The organism is Enterovirga rhinocerotis, assembly GCF_004363955.1.
Classification (GTDB): domain Bacteria; phylum Pseudomonadota; class Alphaproteobacteria; order Rhizobiales; family Beijerinckiaceae; genus Enterovirga; species Enterovirga rhinocerotis.
This window is the reverse complement of record NZ_SNZR01000014.1, coordinates 398626-424154: the sequence shown is the minus strand read 5'-3', so window position 1 is coordinate 424154 and position 25529 is coordinate 398626. Positions and strand designations below refer to the sequence as shown.

At 68.0% G+C, this 25529-nt stretch carries 27 protein-coding genes; 16 read left to right on the top strand and 11 right to left on the bottom strand.

Annotated elements, in window-relative coordinates; translation table 11 throughout:
* Position 1: 1 nt before the first annotated feature.
* The 3 genes from EV668_RS18705 to EV668_RS18695 all read right to left on the bottom strand — a co-directional run bounded on the left by EV668_RS18705 (position 2) and on the right by EV668_RS18695 (position 2532).
* Positions 2–319 carry a hypothetical protein gene (locus EV668_RS18705; protein WP_133772894.1) on the bottom strand — a complete coding sequence of 106 codons (318 nt, stop codon included), beginning with the start codon at positions 317–319 and terminating at the stop codon, positions 2–4.
* 378 nt (positions 320–697) lie between these two features.
* The gene (locus tag EV668_RS18700; protein WP_133772892.1) at positions 698–1399 is read right to left on the bottom strand and encodes a nitroreductase; all 702 of its coding nucleotides are present in this window, start codon (positions 1397–1399) and stop codon (positions 698–700) included.
* Positions 1399–2532, bottom strand: coding sequence for a CaiB/BaiF CoA transferase family protein (locus EV668_RS18695; RefSeq protein ID WP_133772890.1), 1134 nt, complete (start codon positions 2530–2532; stop codon positions 1399–1401). Before EV668_RS18695 ends, EV668_RS18700 begins: the two co-directional genes overlap by 1 nt.
* 237 nt (positions 2533–2769) lie before the next feature.
* On the opposite strand from EV668_RS18695, the gene EV668_RS18690 reads away from it, so the two are divergent.
* From EV668_RS18690 to EV668_RS18650, 9 genes are all read left to right on the top strand, one after another.
* A complete protein-coding gene (locus tag EV668_RS18690; RefSeq protein WP_133772888.1) occupies positions 2770–3825 on the top strand; it encodes an acyl-CoA dehydrogenase family protein in 1056 nt (351 codons plus the stop codon).
* A 13-nt stretch (positions 3826–3838) separates the two neighbouring features.
* Positions 3839–4981, top strand: a complete 1143-nt coding sequence (locus EV668_RS18685; protein ID WP_133772886.1) for an acyl-CoA dehydrogenase family protein — start codon at positions 3839–3841, stop codon at positions 4979–4981.
* 289 nt (positions 4982–5270) lie between these two features.
* Positions 5271–6872, top strand: coding sequence for an ABC transporter substrate-binding protein (locus tag EV668_RS18680; RefSeq protein ID WP_133772885.1), 1602 nt, complete (start codon positions 5271–5273; stop codon positions 6870–6872).
* Between the two features lie 116 nt (positions 6873–6988).
* Positions 6989–7966, top strand: a complete 978-nt coding sequence (locus EV668_RS18675) for an ABC transporter permease (RefSeq protein WP_133772883.1) — start codon at positions 6989–6991, stop codon at positions 7964–7966.
* On the top strand, positions 7963–8805 hold the full coding sequence (locus tag EV668_RS18670; RefSeq protein ID WP_133772880.1) for an ABC transporter permease: 843 nt from the start codon (positions 7963–7965) through the stop codon (positions 8803–8805). Before EV668_RS18675 ends, EV668_RS18670 begins: the two co-directional genes overlap by 4 nt.
* Complete coding sequence (locus tag EV668_RS18665) at positions 8802–10463, top strand: ABC transporter ATP-binding protein (protein WP_166652519.1); 1662 nt, start codon at positions 8802–8804, stop codon at positions 10461–10463. Before EV668_RS18670 ends, EV668_RS18665 begins: the two co-directional genes overlap by 4 nt.
* Before the next feature lie 34 nt (positions 10464–10497).
* On the top strand, positions 10498–10767 hold the full coding sequence (locus tag EV668_RS18660; RefSeq protein WP_133772876.1) for a ribbon-helix-helix domain-containing protein: 270 nt from the start codon (positions 10498–10500) through the stop codon (positions 10765–10767).
* On the top strand, positions 10764–11063 hold the full coding sequence (locus tag EV668_RS18655) for a type II toxin-antitoxin system RelE/ParE family toxin (protein WP_245513303.1): 300 nt from the start codon (positions 10764–10766) through the stop codon (positions 11061–11063). The genes EV668_RS18660 and EV668_RS18655 overlap by 4 nt, the downstream gene beginning before the upstream one ends.
* A gap of 40 nt (positions 11064–11103) precedes the next feature.
* A complete protein-coding gene (locus EV668_RS18650; protein WP_133772872.1) occupies positions 11104–11886 on the top strand; it encodes a VOC family protein in 783 nt (260 codons plus the stop codon).
* Between the two features lie 52 nt (positions 11887–11938).
* Here EV668_RS18650 and EV668_RS18645 read toward each other — a convergent pair whose 3' ends face one another.
* The 3 genes from EV668_RS18645 to EV668_RS18635 all read right to left on the bottom strand — a co-directional run bounded on the left by EV668_RS18645 (position 11939) and on the right by EV668_RS18635 (position 14862).
* Positions 11939–12742 (bottom strand): N-acyl homoserine lactonase family protein, encoded by an 804-nt coding sequence (locus EV668_RS18645; RefSeq protein ID WP_133772870.1) that lies wholly within the window; start codon positions 12740–12742, stop codon positions 11939–11941.
* 99 nt (positions 12743–12841) lie between these two features.
* Positions 12842–13738: an NAD(P)-dependent oxidoreductase gene (locus EV668_RS18640; RefSeq protein WP_133772868.1), complete on the bottom strand. Its 897-nt coding sequence runs from the start codon at positions 13736–13738 to the stop codon at positions 12842–12844.
* Positions 13739–13878: 140 nt separating this feature from the next.
* Positions 13879–14862 carry a Bug family tripartite tricarboxylate transporter substrate binding protein gene (locus EV668_RS18635; protein ID WP_208111578.1) on the bottom strand — a complete coding sequence of 328 codons (984 nt, stop codon included), beginning with the start codon at positions 14860–14862 and terminating at the stop codon, positions 13879–13881.
* 284 nt (positions 14863–15146) lie between these two features.
* Between EV668_RS18635 and EV668_RS18630 the strand changes: the two genes are divergently transcribed.
* Positions 15147–15707: a regulatory protein RecX gene (locus EV668_RS18630; protein WP_245513302.1), complete on the top strand. Its 561-nt coding sequence runs from the start codon at positions 15147–15149 to the stop codon at positions 15705–15707.
* Positions 15708–15719: 12 nt separating this feature from the next.
* On the opposite strand, the gene hutX is transcribed toward EV668_RS18630, so the two are convergent.
* Together hutX and hmuQ are read right to left on the bottom strand one after the other, a co-directional pair.
* Positions 15720–16247, bottom strand: coding sequence for a heme utilization cystosolic carrier protein HutX (gene hutX / locus EV668_RS18625; protein ID WP_133772863.1), 528 nt, complete (start codon positions 16245–16247; stop codon positions 15720–15722).
* A complete protein-coding gene (hmuQ, locus tag EV668_RS18620; RefSeq protein WP_133772861.1) occupies positions 16244–16579 on the bottom strand; it encodes a heme-degrading protein HmuQ in 336 nt (111 codons plus the stop codon). Before hmuQ ends, hutX begins: the two co-directional genes overlap by 4 nt.
* Positions 16580–16740: 161 nt before the next feature.
* Here hmuQ and hemP point away from each other — a divergent pair, with 161 nt between their 5' ends.
* The 5 genes from hemP (at position 16741) to EV668_RS18595 (ending at position 22326) form a co-directional block, all read left to right on the top strand.
* Positions 16741–16923 carry a hemin uptake protein HemP gene (gene hemP, locus EV668_RS18615; protein ID WP_133772859.1) on the top strand — a complete coding sequence of 61 codons (183 nt, stop codon included), beginning with the start codon at positions 16741–16743 and terminating at the stop codon, positions 16921–16923.
* Positions 16920–17807 carry a heme/hemin ABC transporter substrate-binding protein gene (locus tag EV668_RS18610; RefSeq protein ID WP_133772857.1) on the top strand — a complete coding sequence of 296 codons (888 nt, stop codon included), beginning with the start codon at positions 16920–16922 and terminating at the stop codon, positions 17805–17807. Before hemP ends, EV668_RS18610 begins: the two co-directional genes overlap by 4 nt.
* The gene (locus tag EV668_RS18605) at positions 17804–18925 is read left to right on the top strand and encodes a FecCD family ABC transporter permease (protein WP_133772855.1); all 1122 of its coding nucleotides are present in this window, start codon (positions 17804–17806) and stop codon (positions 18923–18925) included. Before EV668_RS18610 ends, EV668_RS18605 begins: the two co-directional genes overlap by 4 nt.
* Positions 18922–19746 carry a heme ABC transporter ATP-binding protein gene (locus tag EV668_RS18600; RefSeq protein WP_133772852.1) on the top strand — a complete coding sequence of 275 codons (825 nt, stop codon included), beginning with the start codon at positions 18922–18924 and terminating at the stop codon, positions 19744–19746. Before EV668_RS18605 ends, EV668_RS18600 begins: the two co-directional genes overlap by 4 nt.
* Before the next feature lie 306 nt (positions 19747–20052).
* Positions 20053–22326: a TonB-dependent hemoglobin/transferrin/lactoferrin family receptor gene (locus tag EV668_RS18595; RefSeq protein WP_133772850.1), complete on the top strand. Its 2274-nt coding sequence runs from the start codon at positions 20053–20055 to the stop codon at positions 22324–22326.
* Positions 22327–22434: 108 nt separating this feature from the next.
* On the opposite strand, the gene EV668_RS24900 is transcribed toward EV668_RS18595, so the two are convergent.
* The 3 genes from EV668_RS24900 to EV668_RS18585 all read right to left on the bottom strand — a co-directional run bounded on the left by EV668_RS24900 (position 22435) and on the right by EV668_RS18585 (position 24422).
* Positions 22435–22578 carry a hypothetical protein gene (locus EV668_RS24900; protein WP_166652543.1) on the bottom strand — a complete coding sequence of 48 codons (144 nt, stop codon included), beginning with the start codon at positions 22576–22578 and terminating at the stop codon, positions 22435–22437.
* 254 nt (positions 22579–22832) lie between these two features.
* Entirely contained in the window at positions 22833–23267 is a 435-nt protein-coding gene (locus tag EV668_RS18590) for a BA14K family protein (RefSeq protein WP_133772848.1), read from the bottom strand.
* Positions 23268–23600: 333 nt separating this feature from the next.
* A complete protein-coding gene (locus EV668_RS18585) occupies positions 23601–24422 on the bottom strand; it encodes an outer membrane protein (RefSeq protein ID WP_166652542.1) in 822 nt (273 codons plus the stop codon).
* 148 nt (positions 24423–24570) lie between these two features.
* On the opposite strand from EV668_RS18585, the gene EV668_RS18580 reads away from it, so the two are divergent.
* On the top strand, positions 24571–25521 hold the full coding sequence (locus tag EV668_RS18580; RefSeq protein WP_133772844.1) for an MBL fold metallo-hydrolase: 951 nt from the start codon (positions 24571–24573) through the stop codon (positions 25519–25521).
* Positions 25522–25529 lie beyond the last annotated feature (8 nt).

The following is a 25529-nucleotide window of genomic DNA, read 5'->3' as shown; positions in this document are numbered from 1 at the left end:
ATCACCAATCCCCGTCTTGCTCGGACGCGTCGAGATCATCGACAGTACTGAAGAGATCCTTGAGATCTTCGTAGACGATCTCAAGGGCAAGTGCATCTGCTGTCTGAATGACCCGCTCGAGAACGAGCCGGTCGACCTGGACGAAAGCCAGTTCGGCCAAAGCCGGCGGCAAGGCGGCCACGGGAGGCTCGATCGCTTCCGTGTCGGAAACCGCACCGGACGGGCGGCGCGACAAGGTGTCGGCAATCACGCGCGTGATGGCGGAGCCGGAACGGAGCAAGCCCGCCAGTTTGCGGGGAGGAAACTTCTCGATCGACAAGTTCACCCACATTCGGTTGTGCCTCGCGGGGGTGCGGCGAACCAGGCAAGCCACGGATCGCGATGGCGTCGCCCCTAGCCGCCGCGACCGGCGCGCCTCTTTAGCGGAGCGAGGGTGGTGGCGTCGAGCCGCCACCTCCCGGAGCGCCGGATCCCAGATCCCGGCGGTCGAGGACATCTCGGGTCCCGAAGAGGAATGGGCACCGTCAAGGCGCACCGCGCGGGACAACCTCGCCTCCCGCGCACCGAAACGACCCCGCGAACCGTCGTAAGAGGGTGCCTGCGACGCGGCGCCGCGCGCATGCGCCGCACCCCTTTCGCGTTTCAATCCGGTGTCGTGCGCCGGCCCGTCGCGGCCTGCGGGACGAAGGTCCGGCGCTTACGAGCCGAGAAACGTCACAGCCTCCTCGAGGCTTGCGCGGCTTGTCCGGAAACCATTGGCCGGATGAGCCTCGTCCTCATAGCCGAACGCGATCCCGCAGACGACGCGGCGATCATCCGGCAGCCCGAAATGGCGCCGGATCAGTCCCGAGCGTGAGGCGAGCGCCGCCTGGGCGATCGTCGCGATGCCGAGGCTCTGAGCCGCGAGGAGGACATGGCCGACATACGATCCGCAATCGACGGCACCGTAGGGCCCGAGCGCGGCATCGCTCGTCACGATCGCGACGTGAGGCGCTCCGAAGAACCGGAAATTCTCCGCGGCCTGACGAGCGCCCGCTTCCCGGTCGCCCCGCGGGACGCCGACGCTGTCATAGAGCTGGTAGCCGCATTCCCGGCGACGGGCGAGATAGACGCCCTCATAGGCGCTCGGCCATGGGATATCGGGCGCGTCGTCCTCGCCTGCCGCGAAGGCCGCCGCGAAGGCTTCGCGGAAGCGCTCGGTTTCCGCGCCGCTCGTCACGACGACCTGCCAGGGCTGCGAGTTGCACCAGGAGGCGGCGCGCTGCGCGATCCCGAGCATCCGCTCGATGAGCGGGCGCGGCACGGGATCGGGCCGGAAGGCACGGCAGCTGTGACGCTGCCGCAGCAGCGCCTCCAGCAGATCGGCCGCCGCGGCCGGCGGCGAGAGCGAAGCGTCCATCACGAAGCGTCTCCCAGCGTCTCGGCGATCTCGGCCTCCGAGAAGCCCCATCCGGCCAGGATCGCGCGGCTATGCTCCCCGACGGCCGGGGGTGGCCCCTGGATCGCGGATTCGGTCCGGCTGAACCGCGGGGCCGGCGCGGGATGCAGGACACCGTCAAACTCGACGAAGGTCGCCCGCGCGGCGAGATGCGGATGGTTCGGCGCCTCGCCGAGCGACAGGACGGGGGCGAAGCAGATGTCGGTCCCTTCGAGGAGCCGGCACCATTCGTCCCGGTCGCGCGTCGCGAAGGCGGCCTCGAAAGCCTGCCGGAGATACTCCCAGTTCGACGGAGCGCGGTCCTTCAGGGCGGGATCGTCGAGACCCAGCTTCTCCAGCATGAGCTCGTAGAAGCGCCGCTCGACCGGCCCGATCGCGATCCAGCTCCCGTCGCGCGTGCGGTACGTGCCGTACCAGGGCGCGCCGCCGTCGAGTTCGTTCGCGCCGCGCCGATCGCTCCACAGACCGGCCTGGAGCAAGCCGTAGAACAGCGAGCCGAGAAGCGCCACGCCGTCCACCATGGCGGCATCGACCACCTGCCCCTTGCCCGAGCGCTGCGCTTCGAGGAGCGCGGCGAGAACGCCGATCACCAGGTTCAGCGAGCCGCCGCCGTAATCCCCGACGAGGTTCAAGGGCGGCACGGGACGTTCGGGCGTGCCGATCGCGTGCAGCATGCCCGACAGCGCGACGTAGTTGATGTCGTGCCCGGCCGCCTGGGCCAGCGGACCCGTCTGTCCCCATCCCGTCACGCGGCCGAAGACGAGCTTCGGATTGAGCCCGAGCAGATGCTCAGGGCCGAGCCCGAGCCGCTCCATCACGCCGGGCCGGAATCCCTCGATCAGGGCGTCGGCCTTCGGCACGAGCTTCTCCATCGCCCGGATCCCCTCCGGCGACTTGAGGTCGAGCACGAGCGATCGGCGGCCGCGATTGGTGAGGTTCAGGTTCTCGGGGATCGTGATGCCGAGATCCTGCGGTGCGGCCCGGTCGATGCGGATGACCTCGGCCCCCATGTCCGAGAGCAACATCCCTGCGAAGGGTGCGGGTCCGATCCCCGCCATCTCGATGATCCGAAATCCGGAAAGGGGTCCTGACATGCAACCTCTATCTGCGGCGCGGCCCGGACCGGGCCGACCTTCTTTATATGTTCGACGATGACGCACGGGGCGAGCCCGCGCACGACACTCGAACCGATGCGGCCCGCGAGGGCAAGGGTCTGGAGCGTCAAACACCGCCTCGGCGAGGCCGGTGGGGATGGCGAGACGAAACAAGAGCCGGTAGGACGGGACGGCGAACGGGGATCACCTCGTCGAGATCGGGAGGAGACGAGACAGGTGAGCGAGTCCGACGAGATCGTCCTCGATTCGACGCGGCGGCTGTTCGACGACCTTTTCCCGAGGGATGAGGCAAGCCGGCGCGACGAGACGGCCTGGCCGGCGCAGGCCTGGGCCAGCGTCGAAGAACTCGGATTGCCGCTCGCGCTGCTCTCCGAGGACCAGGGCGGATTCGGGCTCTCGGCCGAAACCCTCGCCGGCATCATGGCGCTTGCGGGCGAAGCCGCCCTGCCCCTCCCTCTGGCCGAGACCATGATCGCGACGCGGCTCCTGGGCGTGTCGGGAATCGAGGCGCCGCAGGGCCCACTGTCGATCGCGCCAGCGCCGTCCGGCGGTCGGATCCAGGCGACGCGCGAGGGCGCCGGCCTTCGGCTCTCGGGCGTGCTGCCGCGCGTGCCGTGGGGCGCGCAAGCCGCCGGGATCGTGCTGGTCGCCGATACGGCGGAAGGGCCCTGCCTCGCCCTCCTGCGACCTGCCGATTACCGCGTGAGCGCCGGCAAGAACCTCGCGGGGGAGCCGCGGGACGATGTTGCACTTGACGGTGCCATCGACGGCGCCTTCGTGCGGCCCGGCGACTGCGCCGCTCGCGACCTCAAGGCGCTGGGTGCCGCCTTCCGGGCGATGGCGATGGCCGGCTCCATCGGGCGGGTCCTCGCGATGTCGGTCGCCTATGCCAACGAGCGGGTGCAGTTCGGCCGGCCCATCGGCAAGTTCCAGGCGATCCAGCAGAACCTCGCCATCGTCGCGGGCCAGGCCGCGGCGTCGGCCGGCGCGGCGGCGATCGCGGCCGAGGCGGTGTCCGGCCGGGGCGGGCGCCTCGCCATGGCCGCGGCCAAGCTGCGCACCGGCGAGGCGGCGGGGATCGTCGCCTCGATCGCCCATCAGGTGCATGGCGCCATCGGCTGCACCCACGAGCACTCGCTGCACATCCACACCCGGCGTCTGTGGTCCTGGCGGGACGAGTTCGGCAACGAGGCCGAGTGGAGCCGCGAACTCGGCGAGCACGTGGTCGGCCTCGGCGCCGACGGGCTCTGGCCTTTCGTGACGAGCCTGTGAGGCAGATGGATCCATGCTGACGTTCCCCCCTCCCCCCGAGACCACATCCGCCATCGAAACCCTCCGCCGGGAGGTCCGCGACTTCCTCGCCGTCGAGCTGAAGGACCGCAAGCCCATGGACCGGGCTCGGACCTGGACCGGGTTCGACGCCGATTTCAGCCGCAAGATGGGCGAGCGCGGCTGGATCGCCATGACCTGGCCGAAGCGTTACGGCGGCCACGAACGCAGCGCGCTCGAGCGCTACGTCGTGATGGAGGAGATGCTGGCCGCGGGCGCACCCGTCGCAGCACATTGGATCTCCGACCGTCAGAGCGGCCCGCTCTTGCTCAAGGTCGGGACCGAGGCGCAGCGCGAGGCCATCCTGCCGAAGATCGCGCGGGGCGAATGCTTCTTCGCGATCGGCATGAGCGAACCCGATTCCGGCTCCGACCTCGCCGCGACGCGAACCCGCGCGACACCGGTCGAGGGCGGGTTCCGCGTCAACGGCACCAAGGTCTGGACCACCGAGGCGCACCAGTGCCACTACATGATCCTCTTCTGCCGCACCGGCACGCAGGAGGATCGCAAGGGCGGCACGAGCCAGTTCCTGGTCGACCTCAAGACCCCGGGGATCACGATCCGCCCCATCCTCGACGTCGCGGGCGAGCACCACTTCAACGAGATCGTGCTGGAAGACGTCTTCCTTCCGCAGAGCGCGCTCGTCGGAAAGCTCGGCGACGGCTGGGACCAGGTGATGGGGGAACTCGCCTTCGAGCGAAGCGGGCCGGAGAGGTTCCTGTCCTCCTTCGTGCTGCTGACGGAACTCATCCGCGAACTCGGCCCCGACGCTTCCGACGAGGCCAAGGCCGTGATCGGCCGGCTGACCGGCCACCTGATGACGCTGCGCTATCTCTCGCGCTCCGTCGCAGGCCTGCTGCAGAAGGGCGAGAACCCGGCCCTCCATGCGGCCGTCGTGAAGGATCTCGGCGCGCTCTACGAGCAGGCCATGCCGGATGTCGTGCGCCAGCTCGTCGGGATCGAGCCCTCGCTGACCTCCGGCAACGACCTCTCGGAGGTCCTCGGCTACATCACGCTCACCGCGCCGTCCTTCTCGTTGCGCGGCGGCACGCGCGAGATTCTGCGCGGCATCATCGCACGCGGCCTCGGCCTGCGCTGATGGATCGGGCCCCGACCCGCGCGGGCGAGCCATGGTCCGACACCTCCGAGAGGTGACGGGGGCGCCCGTGACGCGTCAGCCGAGTCCGGACTGGGATGGGTGCGGCGGCGGCCGCCGCGATGCCCGCCCACGCTTGAAGGAAGGGCGCCGGAGGCAGAAGAGATAAATATTTCCCCCGATGCCGGCAAAAGAGGCGATTGATCTACAGGTTTTGTTTAGTCGAGGTATCGTTTCCATTGCTTCGATGCTGCAATGCAGAAAGAATGGGTGACCAAACGGGGAACCCACCATGATCATCAATCGTCGGGAAGCCATCCGGATTGCGGGCGCCCTGGCCCTCGGGTCGGCCGCCGGCAGTCCCGCCTTCGCCCAGAGCGGAACGCCGAAGCGGGGCGGTACCCTCACCGTGCAGCTCAGCGGCGAGCAGCGCGTGCTCAACCCGGCGATCCGGGCCTCCACCGGCGTCTACATCGTCACGTCGAAGATCATGGAGCCGCTCGTCGACCTCGACGCGAGCGGCGTCCCGGCCGCCGTGCTCGCGACGAGCTGGACGAGCGCACCGGACGGCAAGACCCACACATTCAAGCTGCGGGAGGGCGTCACCTGGCATGACGGCAAGCCGTTCACCTCGGCGGACGTCCAGTACACTGCCATGGAGATGTGGAAGAAGTACCTGAACTACGGCACCCAGCTCCAGCAATACCTCGAGGCGGTCGAGACGCCCGACGCGACGACGGCCGTCTTCAAATACAGCCGGCCCATGCCGCAGAACCTCCTGCTGCGCGCCCTCTGCGACCTCGGCTATATCGCGCCGCGCCACGTCTTCGAGGGCACCAACATCCTCGACAACCCGGCGAATACCGCGCCGATCGGAACCGGTCCGTTCAAGTTCGTGCAGTACGAGCGTGGCCAGTTCATCATCGCCGACCGGAACCCGAACTACTGGCGCAAGGACTTCCCCTATCTCGACCGCATCGTGTGGCGCTTCATCATCGACAAGGCCGCCGCGGCAGCGGCGCTCGAGACGGGACAGACACAACTCTCGACCTACAACGCCCTCTCCCTCGCCGATCTCGATCGGCTGAAGACCGACGCGCGCTTCACCGTCACGAGCAAGGGACTCGAGGCCAACGCCTTCAACAACACGCTCGAGTTCAACACGCGGCGCAAGGAACTCTCCGACGTGCGCGTGCGGCAAGCCATCGCCCAGGCGATCGACGTGCCCTTCTTCATCGAGAACTTCATCTACGGGCAGGGCAAGCCGGCCACGGGCCCGATCCCGTCGGTCTCGACGGCCTTCTACACCGAGGCGCCGCCGCCCTATAAGCTGGACGTCAAGAAGGCGAACGCGCTGCTCGACGAGGCCGGCTACAAGCGCGGCGCCGGCGGCACTCGGTTCACGCTCAAGCTCGTGCCGATCCAGAACGGCGAGGACGTGCCGCTGCTCGCGACCTTCATCCAGCAGTCGCTGAGCCAGGTCGGCATCAAGGTCGACATTCTCAATCTCGACAGCGCGGGCGCCCTCGCGACCGTCTATCGCGACTGGAACTTCGACCTCGCCACCGGCTGGCACCAGTATCGCGGCGACCCGGCCGTCTCGACCACGGTCTGGTACCGCTCGGGATCGCCGAAGGGCGCGCCCTGGACCAACCAGTACGGCTGGAAGAACGACGCCGTCGACAAGATGATCGACGATGCCGCCGCCGAGCTCGATCCGGTCAAGCGCAAGGCCCTCTATGCCGAATGGGTGAAGGCGGTGAACGCCGACATTCCGGTCTGGATGATGATCGAGCGAACCTTCCAGACCGCGATCTCGAAAAAGGTCCAGGGCGCCCTCAACATGCCCCGCTGGGGCTCCGGCGACTGGCACGATACGTGGATAGAGAGCTAGGATCGGCTGCGGGCCGCTCCGCCATCCTCTCTCGGGGAGGGCGGAGCGCGCCGTTCCGCAGGGCCGAGCAAACCCGCTAGCCCTGAGGGGACGAAGGCCTCGATCGTGAAGTACGCATGACCATCTTGTCCCTGGCGCTCCGGCGTCTCGCCGCGAGCCTTCCGACGCTCGTGATCATCCTTGCCGGGCTGTTTCTGCTGCTCCAACTCGCACCGGGCGATACCGTCGACGCGCTGATGGCGCAGATGGGCGGCGGCGACCCGGCCCTCGCCGAGGAACTGCGCAGGTTCTACGGCCTCGACATCTCGGCTCTCGCTCAGCTCGGCCGCTACCTGCTGCGGCTCGTCCAGTTCGATCTCGGCCAATCGGCCATCTACGGCAAGCCCGTCGCCCAGGTCATCGCCGAGCGGCTGCCGGTGACGCTGCTCCTCATGGGGAGTTCGCTCTCGCTGGCCTTCGCAGCCGGGACCGCGCTCGGCATCCTCGCCGCCCGCCAGCTCGACCGCTGGCCGGACACGCTGATCTCGACCCTCGGCCTCATCTTCTACGCGACGCCGTCCTTCTGGTTCGGGCTGATGGGCATCGTCCTGTTCTCGATCACGCTCGGCTGGCTGCCCTCCGGCGGCTTCGAGGAGGTGGGCGCAGGTCTGACCGGCCTCGACCGCGCCCTCGATATCGCCTGGCATCTCGTCCTGCCCACCGTGACGCTCGCTCTGATCTTCCTCGCGACCTATCTGCGCATCATGCGGGCCTCGATGCTCGAGGTGATGAGCCTCGACTTCGTGCGCACCGCGCGCGCCAAGGGCCTCGCCGAGACGGGCGTCGTCGTGCGCCACGCCCTGCGCAACGCGATGCTGCCGATGGTGACGCTGATCGGGCTGCAGGCCGGCACCATGCTCGGCGGCTCGGTCGTGGTCGAGAGCGTCTTCGCGCTGCCGGGCCTCGGCCGGCTCGCCTACGAATCCGTCGTCCAGCGGGACCTCAACACCCTGCTCGGCATCGTCTTCGTCTCGGCGCTGCTCGTGATCGTCATCAACTTCCTGGTCGACCTGCTCTACGGCCAGCTCGACCCGCGGATCGGAGCCGGACGATGACCGGCTCCCTGGCGCGCTACGCCAAGAACCCCGCCGCTCTGCTCGGGCTGGTCCTGCTCCTCGCGGTGATCGCGATGGCGCTGCTCGCGCCCATCCTGTTTCCGAAGGATCCGCTCAGCCTCGCCGGCCGGCCGCTGCAATGGCCCGATCTCGGCGGCCGCTTCCCGCTCGGCACCGACAATAGCGGTCGGGACATCGCCGCGCAGATCTTCCACGGCGCGCAGGTATCGCTCCTGATCGGCCTCGTCGCGACGACCATCTCGATCGCGATCGGGATCGTGGTCGGCGCGCTGGCGGGCTTCTACGGCGGCTGGATCGACGATGCCCTGATGCGCGTCACCGAAGCCTTCCAGACGCTGCCGAACTTCCTGCTGCTGCTCGTGCTGGTCGCCGTCTTCGGCTCGGACATCACGACCGTGACGGTCGCGATCGGCCTCGTCTCCTGGCCCGCCACGGCCCGGCTCACGCGGGCGGAGTTCCTGACCTTGCGCAACCGCGAATTCGTCCAGGCCTGCCGGGTGCTCGGCATGGGGGACCTCCGCATCATCTTCCGCGAGATCCTGCCGAACGCCCTGCCGCCCGTCATCGTCTATGCCAGCGTCGTCATGGCGATCGCGATCCTGCTCGAGAGCGCCCTCGCCTTCCTGTCGCTCTCCGATCCGAACATCGCCTCCTGGGGCAACCTGATCGGCGCAGGCCGCAACGTCCTGCGGGTCCAATGGTACGTCTCGGCGATCCCGGGCGTCGCGATCCTCCTCACCGTTCTCGCCGTCTCCCTCGTCGGCCAGGGACTGAACGACGCGCTCAACCCGCGCCTGCGCCGGAATCCGAAGCCGTGAGCGAACCTCTTCTGTCGATCGAAAACCTCTCGGTCCGCCTGCCTTCCGGCGCGGACCGGAGCCATGCCCTCAACGACGTCTCGCTGACCCTGTCGGCCGGCGAGATTCTCTGCGTCGTCGGCGAAAGCGGATCGGGCAAGTCCATGCTCGCCTCGACCGTCATGCGCCTCCTGCCGCCCGGCGTGACGGCCTCGTCCGGCCGGGTTCTCATGGGCGGCACCGATCTCCTGACGCTGTCCGAGCCCGAGATGCGGCGCGTGCGCGGCGCCCGGATCGGCATGATCTTCCAGGAGCCGATGACGGCGCTCAATCCGCTGCTGCGGGCCGGCGACCAGGTCGGCGAGATGTTCGCCATCCACACCGACCTCGACAAGGCGGCGATCCGCGAGAAGGTCCTCGCACTCTTCCGCGAGGTGCGTCTGCCCGATCCGGAGGCGGCCCTGCGGGCCTATCCGCACGAATTGTCGGGCGGCCAGCGCCAGCGGGTGATGATCGCGATGGCCCTCGCGCTCGAACCCGCGGTCCTGATCGCGGACGAGCCGACGACGGCGCTCGACGTCACGACCCAGGCCCGCATCCTCGCCCTGATCGAGGACATCCAGAAGCGGCGCGGCATGGCCGTGTTGTTCATCACCCACGATTTCGGCGTCGTCGCCGAGATCGCCGACCGGGTCGCGGTCATGCAGCATGGCCTCCTCGTCGAGGAAGGCCCGGCCGAGGCGGTGCTGAACCGGCCACAGGCCGAGTACACCAAGGCCCTGATCGCGGCCGTGCCTCCCCTCACCCCGGCCGAGCGGCGCCCGCAAGGCGCGGATGCCGCGCCGATCCTCCGGATCGAGAACGTCTCGAAGACCTATCGCTCGGGCGGCCTCTTCGCGACGAAGCGCGTCACGCATGCGGTGAAGGACGTCACGCTCTCCCTGCCCCAGGGCACGACGCTCGGCGTCGTCGGCGAGAGCGGATCGGGCAAGTCGACGCTCGCCCGCTGCATCATCCGTCTGCTCGATACGGACGAGGGGTCGATCCAGCTCGGCGACACCGATCTGGCCGCCCTCTCGCGCAGCGAGATGCGGCGCGAGGCCCGGCGCATCCAGATGGTGTTCCAGGACCCCTACGCGTCGCTCAATCCCCGCCGCCGCGCGGGCGAACTCGTGGCGCAGGGGCCGATGGTCCACGGCATGGGGCGGGCGGAAGCGCTCGCCAAGGCCCGCGACCTCTTCGCGCTCGTCGGTCTCGACCCGGCCGCCATCGACCGATTCCCGCACGAATTCTCCGGCGGTCAGCGCCAGCGGATCGGGCTCGCGAGGGCGCTCGCGCTCGAACCCGAGGTGCTGGTGGCGGACGAACCCGTCTCGGCACTGGACGTCTCGGTCCAGGCGCAGGTGCTGCGGCTGCTCGACGACCTGCGCGACAGGCTCGGGCTGTCGATGGTCTTCATCACGCACGACCTCCGGGTCGCGGCCCAGATCTGCGACCGCATCGCCGTGATGAAGGACGGAGTGGTGGTGGAAGAGGGCATCACGGCCGAGGTCTTCCTCGCCCCGAAGCACGATTACACGCGCGCCCTGCTCGCGGCCGTGCCGGGGCGGGACTGGAGCGCGAAGGCGGCCGAGCGAGCAAGGCAGCCCGGCCGCATGGCGACGGCCTCGCCGGCGTGATAGGCTCGAACGGGCTTCGCGAAGAGGGATCGCCATGCGGCAGATGACCCTGACATTGCCGGACGAGCTGGCAGACCTGATCGACGAGAAGGTCGCGTCCGGCGCCTATCCCAGCGGCAGCGACGTAGTCCGCCAGGGGCTGGAACTCCTCCGCGAGCAGGACGAGACGCTGGAGGACTGGCTTCGCCGCGAGGTCGTGCCAGCCTACGATGCGATGAAGGCAGACCCGTCGCGAGCCTTGGCGATAGACGACGTGCAGCGATCATTGACCGAATTGCACCGAGCCCTGGTCAAGTCAGCTTGACGTCCTATCGGGTCGTTTTTTCACCGGAAGCGCGCCGCCATCTGGAGGCGCTCACGACCTATATCGCTCGACAATCCTCGCCTGACAGAGCCGTCCGATTTGCACGATCGATCGTCGAGTACTGCGCCAAGCTCAGTCACATGCCCCATCGCGGGATACGGCGAGACGACACCCGGCCCGGACTGCGAATGATCGGCTTTCGTCGTAGCGTCACGATCGTTTTCGATACCGAAGCGGAAACCGTCACGATCCTCGGCATCCACTCCCGCGGGCACGACATCCAGCTTTTAGATTGACCAACAAGACAAATCTCCACAAGACCGACAGGAAGGCACCATGTCCCTGAGATTAGATCACATCGTCATCACGGTCTCGGATCTGAAAACGGCGTTCGACGACTACAAGTCGCTCGGCTTCAATCCGATCCAGGGCGGCGAGCATGCGAACGGCATCACGCAGAACGTGCTCGTGATCTTCGAGGACGGTTCGTATCTTGAACTCATCGCCTGGAAGAGGCCCGACGAGGGCATGCGCTGGTCGGACACCTACCACGCCGACGGCGAAGGCTTCATCGACCACGCGCTCCTGCCCGGAGACATCGTCGAGGTCGTGAAGGGGGCCCAGGCGCGCGGGCTCGATATCAGCGATCCGATGGATGGCGGGCGTCTCCGGCCGGATGGCGAGCGCCTCGTGTGGAAGACCGCGCGCTCGCCCGGCTCGGACGTGCCCTTCCTTTGCGGCGACGTCACGCCGCGCCGCCTGCGGGTGCAGGAGGATGCCGAGATCCGGCGCCAGCCGAACGGCGTGACCGGGGTCGCCGAGATCACCGTCGGCGTGCGGGACGTCGCGGCCTCCGCGAAGCGCTATGCGGCGCTGATCGGCGGAGAGGCTCCGTCTGATGTTGTGACCGCGACGGTTCTCGGCACTCCGGCGAGAACCGTGTCCCTCACCCTCTCGGGCGGCACCAAGGTCACGCTGGCCGAGCCCACCGCCTCCGGCACGCTCGCCGACCTCATCGAGGCGCGCGGACAGGGGCCGGTCGCCGTCGCCTACAAGGGCGGCAAGCCCGGCGAACTCGACCTCGCCAAGACCCACAAGGCTCGCATGGCGATCGTCTGATCGCGCCTTGGCCGCTCCTCCGGAAGACCGGGGGAGCGGCGAGACGGGATCGCTATCCCCGCGGGTCGGCGTCGAGCCTGACGGCAATCCCCTCGAGGCCCGGCGCCGAAGCGGGATAGAGATCCAGCGTCTTCGGATCGTGCCCCGGGATCACGCCGGAACGCTCGCTCGCGAGGGAGTAGCAACGGTTGTAGCTCTCCAGAACCTCCTCGACATTGTGGACGAGGTGGAAGGGGCGGCCGTTCTCCATATTGGCGTAGAAGTGGCTGGCATCGGACGCGAGCACCATCCAGCCGCGCCGCGTCCAGACGCGCATGACCTGCAGGCCTTTGGAATGGCCGCCGACCTTGTGCAGCGTGATGCCGGGCGCGAATTCGCTGTCGCCGTCATGGAAGGCGACACGGCCGGTGAAGACCTTCCCCACCATCGAGACGACGTCGTCGAGCTCGAACGGCACACGCAAGGTCGGGTGGCACATGCAGCGGCCCGTGCAATAGGCCATCTCGGTGTCCTGCAGATGGTATTTGGCCCGCGGGAACAGGTCGTAATTGCCGCAATGATCGTAATGCATGTGGCTGACGACGACATCCTCGACCCCGTCGGGATCGATGCCGATGCACTTCAGTCCCTCTCCCGGCGAGCGCAGGAACTGACGCTTGCGCTTCTTGGCCATCGCCTCGTCGAAGCCGGTATCGAAGATGATGGTGCGGCCGTTTCCGCGGATCGCCCAGACGAAGTAATCGAGCGGCATCGGCGTCTCGTGGGGGTCGCCGCCGAGGAAGTTCTCCCGTGTCGTCGCGTTCGCGTTATGTGCGTAGCGGACAGCGTGGATTTCGTAGGGTTCGAGTTCCGCCATCGTTTCCTCCTGATTTTGTCATGCCGGTCGGTCCTCCGCTCATTCCGGCTTTCGCCGGGATGAGCGGAGGTGGATTTCGGCAGGTTTGGGCTTTCGCCGTCAGCTTTGCTTGCCGACCGTCACGCCAGCCGGCGTCTCGATCACTTCGAGGATGCGCGTGAAATCGCTCTCGGCGCCCTTCTCGTCCTGAACCTTCTGCCAGACGGAGCGCACCGCCTTGGCCGTCGCCAGGTCGAGGCCCATGCCTTCCATCTCCTCGAGGCAGAGCCGCACGTCCTTGAACATCAGCCCGGTCGCGAAGCCGTAATCGAAGCGGCGGTTCAGCATCGATTTCGGATATTTCTGCGTGGTGGCCGTGTTCTGGCCGCTGGAGACGTTGATCACGTCCACCATCACCTGCGGGTCGATGCCGGCCTTCGTGCCGGCGACGATGGCCTCGGTCGAGATCGCCATGGCGGCCGCGGACATGAGGTTGTTGCAGAGCTTCATCATCTGGGCGGAGCCGGGAGCCTCGCCGATGAAGAAGACCTTGCCGATGTTCTTCAGCATCGGCTCCAGCTGCTCATAGGTCGGGCGCGGCCCCGAGACCATCACGGCCAGCGTGCCGGCCACGGCGCCGCCGACGCCGCCGCTGACGGGACAATCGACGAAGGTGATGCCCTTCGCCTTGAGCTTCTCGGAGATCGCGGCCGCGACGCGCGGTCCGGTCGTCGAGAGGTCGACGACCGTCTTCACCTTCGAGCCGCCGGACACGCCGCCCTCGCCGAGGACGACCTTGTCGACGATATCGGGGGTCGGGAGGCTGACGAGAACGGTCTCGGCGCGCGAGGCGACGTCTTCGGCGGACCCGGCCCGCGCAGCGCCGCGTTCCAGGAACGGGCCGATGACGTTGTCGCGCGTGTCATGGACGACGAGGCCGTAGCCCGCATCGACGAGCCGGCTCGCCATCGGCGTTCCCATATTGCCGAGCCCGATGAAGCCGATGGTTCCGGCCATGTGTCCTTCTCCCCGAATTTCGTCTGTTTGATCAGAGTTCAGTTGAGCGTCGCGCTCGTCCCGCGATAGCTCGGAACCGGCCGGTCGGTCGATCCCTCCATCCTACTTTCGTCGGCCCAAATCGGAGCCGGCGGTACGTCTCACTCCGCCTTCAGGCCGACCGCCTTGATGACGGTGCCGAGCCGGTCGATATCCTTCGCGATCAGGGCGCGGAGCGGCTCCGCTCCCTGCTGGTCGGCCGCCGGAACCTGGGCCGCGAGATCGGCGAAGCGCTTCTGGAGCTCGGGATCGGCGAGGGCCGCCTTCAGCGAGGCCTCGAGCCGGTCGAGCACGGGCTTGGGCGTCGCTGCCGGAGCCGCGATGGCGTTCCAGACCGAGAGGTCGAATTTCGGCACGCCCGCTTCGGCGAAGGTCGGCACGTCCGGGATCTGCGGCAGGCGGGTCTTGCCGGTGACGGCGAGGGCCCTGGCACCGCCCGAGGTGTGGAGCGGGATCATCGTCACGGTCTGGTCGAACAGCGCGTCGACGGTGCCGGCGAGCAGATCGTTGATGGCGGGCCCGACACCGCGATAGGGGATGTCGGTCGCCTTCGTGTCGGTCACGTACTGGAAGGTCACGCAGGCCAGATGCGTCGTCGTCGCCGGGCCGGCATGGGCGAAGTTCACGCCGCGCTCCTTCTCGGAGAGCTTGGCGAGGAAGCCCTTCAGGTCCTTCACGCCGGATTTGTTGCTGACGGCGAGCACCATGGGCACGTCCGCGACCACCCCGATCGGCGCGAGATCCTTGCGGGGATCGAAGCCGAGATTGGGGAACAGCCAGACATTGGCCGCGAGCGATCCCATATTGCCGAAGATCAGCTGGTAGCCGTCCGGGTCCGCCCGTACGACGCGGCGGGTGCCGACCGTCGCGCCGCCGCCGACCACGTTCTCGACGACGACGGACTGCTTGAGGTCCTCGCTCATCGACTTCGCGACAAGGCGCGCCAGCACGTCCGTGGTGCCTCCCGCCGCCGCTGCCACCACCAGCGTGACAGGCCGCGTCGGAAACGTCTGCGCCACCGCCGGCGTCGCCGCCAGCATTCCGAGTGCAGCAAGTCCCCCGATCGCGCGCGCCACCCAATCCATTCGCCATTCTCCGTGCATTTTGCGTGACAGGCAGATTGTCAGACAACATGTTCGCAAGCAAGAGGCGGCGCCCTATTCTGCGTGCCGCGGCAGCGTCAGGCTTCCACCATTCGCCCTATCGGAACGGGACAGACGCCTTGCCGCGCCTCGCCTCCGGCGGATCTCTCCCATCCGGACGGCAAGAAAGGACCGGGCTCGGAGGAAAGCTTGGAGGATCGGGTCGGAGCGGGATAATCCGTGAATGGTTCCGGAGGACCGAAGACGGGTCTCCGGACGAGCGAAACGTGGCGTCCCGAACAGTGACCCGATCAGCCGACACCGAGCGCGACACCGGAAAGCCGGTCACGGCCGCCTATCTCGAGCGGGCCGCCGTCTTCTATCTGGAGCGCTATGCGTCCTCGTCGGAGAATCTCCGGCGCGTTCTCCTGCGCAAGGCGCGGCGCCGCAGCGGAGCCCAGCCGGACGAGGATACGGCCAAGCTTATCGATGAGACCGTGGACAAGGCGATCCGCTCGGGCCTCGTCGATGACGCGGCCTATGCGGGCGCACGGCTCGGTACCCTGCTGAGGCGCGGCGCCTCGGTTTCACGCGCGAAGGCCGCCCTCGCCGCCAAGGGGATTGCCGGCGGGACCATCGAGGCGGCGCTGGGTGAAGCCGAACCGGACGATTTCGCGCAGGCCCGCCGCTATGCCGAGCGGCGCCGTCTCGGCCCGTTCCGACGCCTTGCCGATCCCGCGCGGCGAGACCGGGACCTCGCCGCCCTCGTCCGCGCCGGATTCTCGTATCGCGCCGCCACCGCGGCGCTGGCACCCCGGACGGACGAGGAGACGGAGCCGTCCGGCTGAGTGCGGCAGCCCTCAGGCCGCCGCCTTCGCCTTCATCGCTTCGAACAGGGCCACCTGGGCCGGATCGAGTTCACGGTCCGGTCCGCGGCCGACGAAGATCTTGAACATCGCCTCGCCCTCGCCGTTCACGAACTGGACGGAGCAGGAGCGGCGCCCGAAGAACGGACGGTCGACGAAATAGATCGCCGCGCAGCGCTCGAAGCGGATATGGCCGCCGATCGGGCTGTCGCTGTGGATGTTGAAATAGCCACGACCGACAGTCCCGGGCGGGATCGTCCCGCGCGTCTCGAACACCCCGTCCCGCGTATGGACGATGAAGGTGATCTCGCCGGGCCACGCCGCGAGATCGGCCCACAGGGCCTCGAAGGACGAGCCCGGCGCGGCGACGGCCTGGCCGTCCGGCAGGACGTCGAGGACGGCGCGATAGGGCGCGCCTTCCCGCCGCCCGATCTCCTCCAGCACACCGCCGGGATCGGCGGCGATCGCCTGCTTCAGGCGCTCGCCGAGATCCGCCGAGGGGGCTTGCTCGGCCGTGCTCACGCGGCGCTCTTCGTCGCGCCGGCCGCCAGCGTCTGGATCGTCTCGAAGCCCTCGAACTGGGGGTGGCCGGCGAACAGGGGCTTGCTGCCCGGAGCCCGCGAATGCGCCTTGCGGAACTGCTCGGACTTCGTCCAGGCCTCGAAATCGGCCTTCGACCGCCAGGTGGTGTGGGACGAATAGAGGACGTGGTCCTCGGCCTCGGGACCGCGCAGCAGGTGGAAGCCCTCGAACCCGTCCATCTCGTCGAGGTGGCTGTCGCGGTTCTTCCAGACGGCCTCGAATTCCTCGGTCGCGTCCTTCATGACCTTGAACCGATTCATGGCGATGAACATGCCGATCGTCTCCTTCGATGCCACCCGGACGGGGGCGAGCTCAGTTGCGCTTGTCAGCGCTTTGCCGCCGAACTAATGCGCTGACAAGCAGCAATATCGTTGTTTCTGTTTATTCTAAATAGAAATTTCGAGTGCAGGATGAGACGAGGCAGGCCGCAGGCATGGCTGAAGATGATCCCGAGCGGCGGAACGACGCTCCGCCATCCGCGCCGAGCTCGCAACAATTGCCCTCTTTCGACACAAGCGTGCTGTTCGGCACCCGGCGCGAGGTGATTCTCGTGCACAAGGGCGAGCAATACCGCCTGCGCCAAACCCAGAGCGGAAAGCTGATCCTGACCAAATGATCACGACCGTATCCCCCTCCCGCCGCCTGGTCCTCGCCTCCGGGCTGGCCGCCTCCGGCGCCGCTCTTCTCGGTCCGGCATTCGCCGCCGCTCCCTCCGACGCCCGCATCGTGGCGATCGGCGGGGTCGTGACCGAGATCCTGTACGATCTCGGCCTCGGCGGCGCCGTCGCCGCCGTCGACACCACCAGCGTCCAGCCTCCCGAGGCGCTCAAGACCAAGCCGAATGTCGGCTACATGCGGCAATTGTCCGCCGAGGGCGTCCTGTCGGCCCGCCCGACGCTCGTGATCGCCGCGGAAGGCGCCGGTCCTCCGGACGCGATCAAACTCGTGCGCGAAGCGGGCGTTCCCATCGTCACGGTGCCCGAGGATCCGACCGAAGCCGGTGTCCTCACCCGGATCAAGACCGTCGCCCACGCGGTCGGTCGTGATCGCGAGGGCGAGGCTCTCGCCGCGTCCGTCGCCAAGCGGTTCGTGGACCTGACGACGTTGCGCGGCCGCATCAAGAAGCCCACGCGCGCGCTGTTCATCCTCTCGCTCCAGAACGGGCGCACGATGGTCGCGGGCAGGAACACCTCGGCTGACGGCATGCTGGCCCTTGCCGGAGCCGAGAACGTCGCCTCCGCCCTCGAGGGCTTCAAGCCGATGACCGACGAGGCCATCGTCGCCGCCCGGCCTGAAGCCGTCGTCATGATGGATAACGGGCCGGGACGCGGAGCACCCGCCGGTCTGTTCGAAGGGGCCGCCCTGTCACAGACGCCGGCAGCGCGCGACAAGCGCCTCGTGACGATGAACGGCCTGTACCTTCTGGGCTTCGGGCCGCGGACGCCGGATGCGGCGCGCGAACTCCTCCTCGCGCTCCATCCCGGGACGCCTTCGGAGTGAGCCGGAGCGACGCTGTGATCGCGACCTCCGGCCCGGCGCTGCCGGGGACGGCGCCGCGCTGGCGCTCGTCGGCGGGTCGTATCCGGGGCTGGATCGTGCTCTTCGCACTCGCGCTGCTGGTCCTGCTGACCGGGCTCGCCTCGCTCGGGACGGGCGCAGTGAGCCTGCCGCTCGCGCGCGTTGCCGCGATCGTCCTGGCGGGGCGCGAGGCGGTCCTCGGCGATCCGGCGCTCGTCCGGGACGGCGTGATCGTGTTCGACATCCGCCTGCCTCGAACCCTGATCGGCCTTCTCGTGGGCGCCACCCTCGCGACGGGCGGAGCACTCCTCCAGGGGCTGTTCCGCAACCCCCTCGCCGATCCGGCCCTCGTCGGTGTTTCGTCCGGCGCCGCGCTCGCGGCGGCCGTCACGATCGTGCTCGGCCATCACTTCGTTTCGGGATCGGGCCCCGTTCCCTTCACCGCGCTGCCGATCGCGGCCTTCGTCGGCGGCCTCGGCGCGACGATGCTCCTGTATGCCATCGCGACGCGGCGGGGACGCACCTCCGTTGCGACCATGCTGCTCGCAGGCGTCGCGATCAGCGCCCTCGCCGGGGCGGGAACCGGCCTTCTGGCCTTCATGAGCGATGACCGCCAGTTGCGCGACCTGACCTTCTGGACGCTCGGATCGGTGGCCGGCTCGACCTGGAGCAAGTTCTCCATGGTGGGGCCCGTGCTGCTGGCGGTGCTCGTCGCAGCCCCGTTCCTGTCGCGTGCCCTGAATGCGCTCGTCCTCGGCGAGGCCGAGGCCTTTCATCTCGGCATCGCAGTCCAGCGCTCGAAGCGGCTCCTGATCCTGCTCGTCGCCGTCGGCGTCGGCTGCTCGGTCGCCGTCACGGGGCTGATCTCGTTCGTCGGGCTCGTGGTGCCGCATCTCATCCGCCTCGCGGTCGGCCCGGACCATCGGCTGCTCCTCCCGGCCTCCGCGCTCGGCGGCGCGGTTCTGCTCGTCGCCTCCGACATGGTGGCGCGCGTCGTCGTCGCTCCCGCAGAGCTTCCCATCGGCATCGTCACCGCCCTGATCGGCGCGCCGTACTTCCTGTGGCTCCTGCTTCGCCGCAACACGGTTCTGGACGCATGACGGCTCCGCTCGAAGGCCACGGGCTGACTTTTCGCGTCGGCGCGAAGACGTTGCTCGAGGACGTCTCGCTCTCCGTCGGGAGCGGCCGCCTGACGGTGATCATCGGCCCGAACGGAGCCGGCAAGTCGACCCTGGTCAAGCTGCTGTCGGGCGAGACCGCGCCCGCCTCCGGCCGGGTCCTCTATGGCGGAGAGGACGTGCGCAGCATCGAGCCGTGGCGCCTCGCCTGCCTTCGGGTAGTGCTGCCCCAGGCCTCCCGTCTAGCCTTCCCGTTCACCGCCGGCGAGGTCGTGCGGATCGGCATCGACGGGATCGGACGGGGCCTCGGCCGGCGCGACCGCGACGCGATCCTCGAGGAGGCGCTGCGGCGCGCGGACGTCGCGCATCTGGCGACCCGCGCCTATCAAAGCCTGTCGGGCGGCGAGCAGCAGCGCACCCAGTTCGCGCGCGTGCTGGCGCAGCTTGCGGCCGGCAGGTCGGTCTCGCGCGAGCAGGTGCTCCTCCTCGACGAGCCGATCGCCAGCCTCGACCTCAAGCATCAGATCGCGCTTCTCGATGCGGCGGCGGAATTCGCCGCGGACGGCGTCGCCGTGCTCGCGGTGCTGCACGACCTCAACCTCGCGGCGGCCTATGCCGACGACGTCCTCGTCATGTCCCGAGGGCGGGCGGCGGCCTTCGGTCCCCCGCGTGAGATCATCACCGATTCGATGGTCTCGGAGGTGTTCGACGTCGCGCTCAAGGTCGGGGCCAGCCCCGGTCCGGGACAGCCGTTCCTGATCCCGCCGCGTCGGCGCACGGCCTCTGCGTCCCCTGCGCCGTGACTTCGTCGCCACACAATCGCGCGATGTTAAGGGTTCGGCATGCGTAGCGGGCGCGAGCGCCGTCGCCGGCGACGAAAATTATCGCATGCAAGTCATCGATTTAAGACGCAAATTGAAGTCCGTCTAATCTAAATAAGGACCCATCGAGACTTTCGAATTATTCTGAACAAAAAACACGACGCTTGACCCGTCACGGGGCTGCCGCGCAACTGCCTCCCTGTTGCCGCTTTTGCGGTCCCGCCAGCCAGCCACGCCGCTACCCCGGCAAGCCAGCCAGCCTTTTCGCTCGCCCTTGGAACCTGGGTCATGCTGCTCGCTCGCCGCTTCTGGGCACTCGTCGGAGTGTCCGCTCTCGCCGTCTCGGCCGCCCAGGCCCAGACCGGCCCGACGAATTCCGCCGGCACCGTACTGCCTCCCGTCACGGTCGCGCCGAGCGCGGCCTCCCGAGGCGCCGTGAGGCCGGCCTCGGCCGAGAGAAGGGCCCCGGCCTCGCAGCGCCCTGCGGGCCGCGTCAGCGAGCGCCGGACGCCCACCGTGTCTCCCGCGGCTGTGCCGACGCTCCCGCCGAACCCGCTCGACGAGTTCAGCGTTACCAACACCAAGACCGAGACCCCGGTCATCGATTCGCTCGGCGGCACGAGCGTCATCTCGCAGCAGCAGATCCAGCAGACCCAGCCCGACCGCGTGTCGGACATCCTGCGCCAGATCCCGGGCGTCTCGACCCAGGAGATCTCGAACAATCCCGGCCAGGCGATCAACATCCGCGGCATGCAGGATTTCGGGCGCGTCAACGTCCTCGTCGACGGCGCCCGCCAGAACTTCCAGTCGACCGGCCACGGCCCCAACGGGACCTTCTTCCTCGACCCGGAACTGATCGGCGGCGTCGACGTCACGCGCGGACCGGTCTCGACCATTTACGGTTCGGGCGCGATCGGCGGCGTCGTATCGTTCCGGACGCGCGGGATCGACGACATCCTGAAGCCGGAGGAGACTGCCGGGTTCGAGCAGCGCATCGGCGCCGGGACGAACGGCTACGGCATCGTCTCCTCGACGGCCGGTGGTTTTCGCCTGCCCGACAACGCTGCGAACGTGTTCGGGCAATTCGTCCTGCGCGACGGCTACAACTACAAGGACGGCGCGGGCCTGATCATTTCCGATACCGGCAAAGAGCTGCGCGCCGGCAACATCAAGGTCAACATCAACCCGGCCGAGGGACACCAGATCAGCGCCACCGCGCTCATCCAGTCCTTCGATTTCACCAATAACGGCTCGGCCATCACCGGCGCGCGCTTCCGGAACGAGCTCGACACCTCGACCTACACGCTCGGCTATCGCTACACGCCGCCGGACATGCCCCTGATCGACTTCAACGTGAAGGGCTACTACTCGACGACGGACTCGCTCCAGACGCTGCTCAGTCCGACCCGCACCTACACCGCGATCGGAGCCCGGCCCGGCGGCCAGATCAAGGTCGATCTCGAGACCACGGGCTTCGACGTCTTCAACACCTCCCGCTTCGACACCGGCCCGATCAGCCATACGCTGACGATCGGCGGCGACGGCGTGTTCGACCATGTCCGCACGCGCGACAACGCGGGCGGCTTCACCGGCGCCTTCACGCCCTCGGGCGAACGCTCCCTCCTCGGTGCCTTCGTCCAGGACGAGATGCGCTATGGCGGCTGGCTGCGGGCCGTCGCGGCGGTACGCTACGATTCGTACGAACTGAAGGGCGGCGCCTACAAGTCGGAGGGCGACCGGGTCTCCCCGCGCGGCACGATCGGCGTCTCGCCGTTCCCGTGGATCGAGTTCTTCGGCACCTATGCCGAGGGCTACCGTGCCCCCGCCATCAGCGAGACGCTGATCTCCGGCACGCACCCCTTCCCCGCCTTCAACATCCTTCCCAATCCCGGTCTCCGGCCGGAGACGGCCCATAACTGGGAGGGCGGCATCAACATCAAGTTCGACGACGTCCTGAAGGAAGGCGACAAGTTCCGCGGCAAGGTGGTCGCCTACCAGAACACCATCGACAACTATATCGGCATGCAGGGCGTCGGACCCTATTACTCAGTGCCCGTGGCACCGGGCTTCCCGGCGTTCCTCTGCCCGATCGTCCCGAATGCGCCCTGCGCGCCGATGCAAAGCCAGCAATTCGTGAACATCGCCAAGGCGCGCATCTCGGGCGTCGAGGTCGAAGGCGCCTACGATTGGGGCACGGGCTTCGTCTCCGCCATGTACTCCCACGTCGAGGGCAAGAACAAAGCGACCCACGAGACGCTGACGACGATCCCGCCGGACCGGGTCGGCGGCACGTTCGGCCTGCGCTTCCTCGACAACCGGCTGACGGTCGGCACCCGCGTCACCTATTACGACGCCCGCAGGTCGATCAACACGACCTTCCCGTCGACCAAGGAATACGCGCTGGTCGATCTCTTCGCCTCCTACCAGTACAACGACTGGATCCGCGGCGATGTCGTGCTCGCGAATATCGGCGACGTCCGCTACACGCGCTACCTCGACGCGCTGGCCAGCCCGGGCTTCCAGGCCCGCGGCGCGCTGACGATCAAGTTCGCGACGCGCTGAACGACACGCGGCGACACCGCCCCGACCCAAAAAGGGCGATCCGGCTGGCCGGGTCGCCCTTTTTTTATTGACGCGGAGCCGGCGCGCCAAGGCCGCCATGAGGGCCGGTCAGGCGTCCTGCCCGGCCACCTCGTGGGACACGTCGTCCACGTCCTCGAGCCGCTCGACGAGACGTTTCAGGCGCGGCGGCAGCGACGATTCGAAGGTATCGAGATAAAGCGCGGCAAGTTCCGAGCCGATGCGGCCGAGCATCAGATGCTCGCACGCAGCCTCGGGCGAGGTCGTGCTGAAATCCAACCGCGGGCGGAACGTCCTCATCCCCCCTTAACGGGAAGATTCGACCGAAGTTTCAAAGCGGCACTAACATTTTTGAATCGCTCCGCGCGGCGGGGCGCCCTCGCCGGGGATGCTCGTCCCGCGGACGATGCCGGACAACCGCGCGAGCGGCATCGGGAGCAGAAACAGAAACGGGCCCCGCAGGGCCCGTTTCGTCGATGATCGACCGTTTACCGGCAGGGATGACGGTAGCCGTCGGCGCCCAGATAGGTGCCGGAGCGGGGATCGAAGGTCGGTCCGAACCGACGGGCGCAGTAATCGTACCAGCCCGGACCTCCCGCGACGGCCGGTCCCGGCTGTGCGGCGATGGCCGCGCCGAGAAGGCCAAGGGCCAGCCCGCCGGCGACGCCCGCCGCCACGGCCCCGCCATTCCGGCGGTAATGACGATGACCGTAATGACGATGACCGTGATAGCGGGGCGCGGCGTGGTAGCGCGGGGCGTGATGGCGATGACCGTAATGGCGGTGCTGCGAGAACGCCTCAGACGGATAGGCCTGGGCCTGCGCTCCGCGCAGCACGTCCTGGGGAGCGGGCGCGGCGGACGCTGCGCTCGTCAGCGCGAATCCAAGCAACGCAGCCGATGCAAGAACCGAAACTCGTCTCATTTGTCATGACCTCAGGATTTAGCCAAAGATGATGAAATACCGCAAAAAGAAAATGGTTCGATCATTCGCGACGCGGCTCGCACGCGAATGCACCATATGATCGTTTCTATCAGATGTCTTCGCGCGACATCGTGGCGGATTTCCGGCCTCGTTCACCGACATTGAGCCGTCGACGGGCGACGCGCGCGGCATAGCCAAGCAGGCCGCCGTCTTCTGATCGACCGCGCATCGTTCGACCGGTCGATGCGCGAGGGCCGCAGCCCGCGGTCCCCGAGAAACGAAAAAGGCCCGGCGGAGCGCTCCGCCGGGCCGAGACCGCGCGATGCGGACGGTTCAGAACTTGTAGCTGACGCCGGCGCGGGCCGTATGGGTGTCGACGTCGACGGCCATGGTGGCGCCGCTCGGCACCGTCACGGTGTGGCGGCCGTAATCGGCATAGAGGTACTCGGCGCGCAGCAGGATATTCTCGGTCATCGCGAATTCGATACCCGCGCCGACCGTGTAGCCCGCCGTCCACTTGTCGGACCGGGTCATGTAGCTCGGCCCGAACGCGGTGCTCGTGGAGATCACGTTCTGGCCGGCCACGACCTGCTGGGTGACCGTGGTGGACGAGGTGCCCTGGAGGTTCAGGTTCGCGAAGGCGAGACCGCCCGTCGCGTAGATCATGACGCGGTCGAAGGCATAGCCGATACGGCCGCGGACCGATCCGGCCCAGCCGATCTCGGCCTTGCTGCCGCTCTGCGAGCCGACGGTCGTGATCGTGTCGCGGCCCGGCTGCGGCGTGTCCGGAGTCGTGAAGGAGCTCGCGCCCACGGCGCCGGGCCCGCTGGCACGGTTGCGGCCGTAGCCGATATCGCCCTCGACGCCCAGCACGATGCTCGGCGAGACCTGGAAGTTGTAGCCCGCATGGACCGCGCCGGCGAGCGAGTGCCGCGTCTTGCCCTCGCTCTCGAAGGAATTGACGACGGGATCGAAATTGGCGGCGCGCCAGCCGAAGGTGCCGCCGGCATAGAAGCCGTTCCAGCCCACCGTGGTGAACACGGGAGGGGGAGCATCGTAGGCGGGCGCCTGGCTACGATACGGCAGGTCGGCGGCAAAAGCGGCAGTCGAGAGTACGAGCGCCGAGGCGCCCGCGAGAAACGCAAGCTTGGTCATCGGTCTGGTTCCCATACGCAACATCGGGGTCAGACCGATGGAATTAGAGCGAAGGTCTTTCCGGTTTGTAAACCGTGCCCTGCCGGCGGCCCCTTTTGCACCGACGCCGCGGCATGGCAGAACGGCGGCAACAGGCGGAGGACACGACATGGCACGCGGATTCGCATCGACGGGCGATCTTGCCGAGAAGACGGTGTCGTTCACCGAGATCGGCCCCGGCATCTACGGCTTCACGGCCGAGGGCGATCCGAACACCGCGGTGGTCGTCGGCGACGATTCCTGCCTCGTCATGGATGCGCAGGCGACGCCCGCCATGGCGCGGCAGGTGATCGCGCGCGTCGCGGAGGTCACGGACAAGCCGATCAAATACGTCGTTCTGTCGCATTACCACGCCGTGCGCGTGCTCGGCGCCTCGGCCTTCGCCGGCGCGAGCGTGGTCGCCTCGGCCGAGACCTATCGGCTGATCGCGGAGCGCGGCAAGGAGGACTGGGATTCCGAATACGGCCGCTTTCCGCGCCTCTTCCGCGACGCGTCGAGCATTCCGGGCCTGACCTGGCCGAGCCTCGCCTTCGCGGGCTCCCTCTCGCTCTATCTCGGCCGGCGCGAGGTGACGCTGATGAGTCTCGGGGCCGGCCACACCTCGGGGGACATCGTCGCCTGGGTGCCGGACGCGGAGATCATGCTGACGGGCGATCTCGTCGAGTACCATTCCGCCTGCTATTGCGGCGACGCCAAGTTGCGGCAATGGCCCTCGACCCTGAACCGCATCCTGGATTTCGACCCCAAGGCGATCGTGCCGGGCCGCGGCGACGCTCTCGTCGGGAAGGGGCAGGTCTCCGAGGCGGTCGCGATGACGCGCGATTTCGTCTCGACCCTCTACGGCACGGCCGAACTCGCCGTCGCGCGGGGGCGCAGCCTCAAGGACACCTTCGCCGCGTGCCGGGAGACGATGGACCCGAAATTCTCGTCCTTCGCCATCTACGAGCACTGCCAGCCGTTCAACGTCTCCCGCGCCTATGACGAAGCGTCGGGCATCGACGATCCGATCATCTGGACGGCCGAGCGCGACCGCGAGATGTGGGCGAAGCTCCAGGATTGAGGACGACG

Excerpts from the sequence above, each read along its gene's own strand:
- EV668_RS18700 (WP_133772892.1), bottom strand. The coding sequence starts at position 1,399 with ATGGACGCTTCGCTCTCGCCGCCGGCCGCGGCGGCCGATCTGCTGGAG.
- EV668_RS18695 (WP_133772890.1), bottom strand. The coding sequence starts at position 2,532 with ATGTCAGGACCCCTTTCCGGATTTCGGATCATCGAGATGGCGGGGATC.
- EV668_RS18685 (WP_133772886.1), top strand. The coding sequence starts at position 3,839 with ATGCTGACGTTCCCCCCTCCCCCCGAGACCACATCCGCCATCGAAACC.
- EV668_RS18680 (WP_133772885.1), top strand. The coding sequence starts at position 5,271 with ATGATCATCAATCGTCGGGAAGCCATCCGGATTGCGGGCGCCCTGGCC.
- EV668_RS18675 (WP_133772883.1), top strand. The coding sequence starts at position 6,989 with ATGACCATCTTGTCCCTGGCGCTCCGGCGTCTCGCCGCGAGCCTTCCG.
- EV668_RS18670 (WP_133772880.1), top strand. The coding sequence starts at position 7,963 with ATGACCGGCTCCCTGGCGCGCTACGCCAAGAACCCCGCCGCTCTGCTC.
- EV668_RS18660 (WP_133772876.1), top strand. The coding sequence starts at position 10,498 with ATGCGGCAGATGACCCTGACATTGCCGGACGAGCTGGCAGACCTGATC.
- EV668_RS18650 (WP_133772872.1), top strand. The coding sequence starts at position 11,104 with ATGTCCCTGAGATTAGATCACATCGTCATCACGGTCTCGGATCTGAAA.
- EV668_RS18645 (WP_133772870.1), bottom strand. The coding sequence starts at position 12,742 with ATGGCGGAACTCGAACCCTACGAAATCCACGCTGTCCGCTACGCACAT.
- EV668_RS18640 (WP_133772868.1), bottom strand. The coding sequence starts at position 13,738 with ATGGCCGGAACCATCGGCTTCATCGGGCTCGGCAATATGGGAACGCCG.
- EV668_RS18635 (WP_208111578.1), bottom strand. The coding sequence starts at position 14,862 with ATGGATTGGGTGGCGCGCGCGATCGGGGGACTTGCTGCACTCGGAATG.
- hmuQ (WP_133772861.1), bottom strand. The coding sequence starts at position 16,579 with ATGTTCATCGCCATGAATCGGTTCAAGGTCATGAAGGACGCGACCGAG.
- hemP (WP_133772859.1), top strand. The coding sequence starts at position 16,741 with ATGGCTGAAGATGATCCCGAGCGGCGGAACGACGCTCCGCCATCCGCG.
- EV668_RS18610 (WP_133772857.1), top strand. The coding sequence starts at position 16,920 with ATGATCACGACCGTATCCCCCTCCCGCCGCCTGGTCCTCGCCTCCGGG.
- EV668_RS18600 (WP_133772852.1), top strand. The coding sequence starts at position 18,922 with ATGACGGCTCCGCTCGAAGGCCACGGGCTGACTTTTCGCGTCGGCGCG.
- EV668_RS18595 (WP_133772850.1), top strand. The coding sequence starts at position 20,053 with ATGCTGCTCGCTCGCCGCTTCTGGGCACTCGTCGGAGTGTCCGCTCTC.
- EV668_RS24900 (WP_166652543.1), bottom strand. The coding sequence starts at position 22,578 with ATGCTCGGCCGCATCGGCTCGGAACTTGCCGCGCTTTATCTCGATACC.
- EV668_RS18590 (WP_133772848.1), bottom strand. The coding sequence starts at position 23,267 with ATGAGACGAGTTTCGGTTCTTGCATCGGCTGCGTTGCTTGGATTCGCG.
- EV668_RS18585 (WP_166652542.1), bottom strand. The coding sequence starts at position 24,422 with ATGACCAAGCTTGCGTTTCTCGCGGGCGCCTCGGCGCTCGTACTCTCG.
- EV668_RS18580 (WP_133772844.1), top strand. The coding sequence starts at position 24,571 with ATGGCACGCGGATTCGCATCGACGGGCGATCTTGCCGAGAAGACGGTG.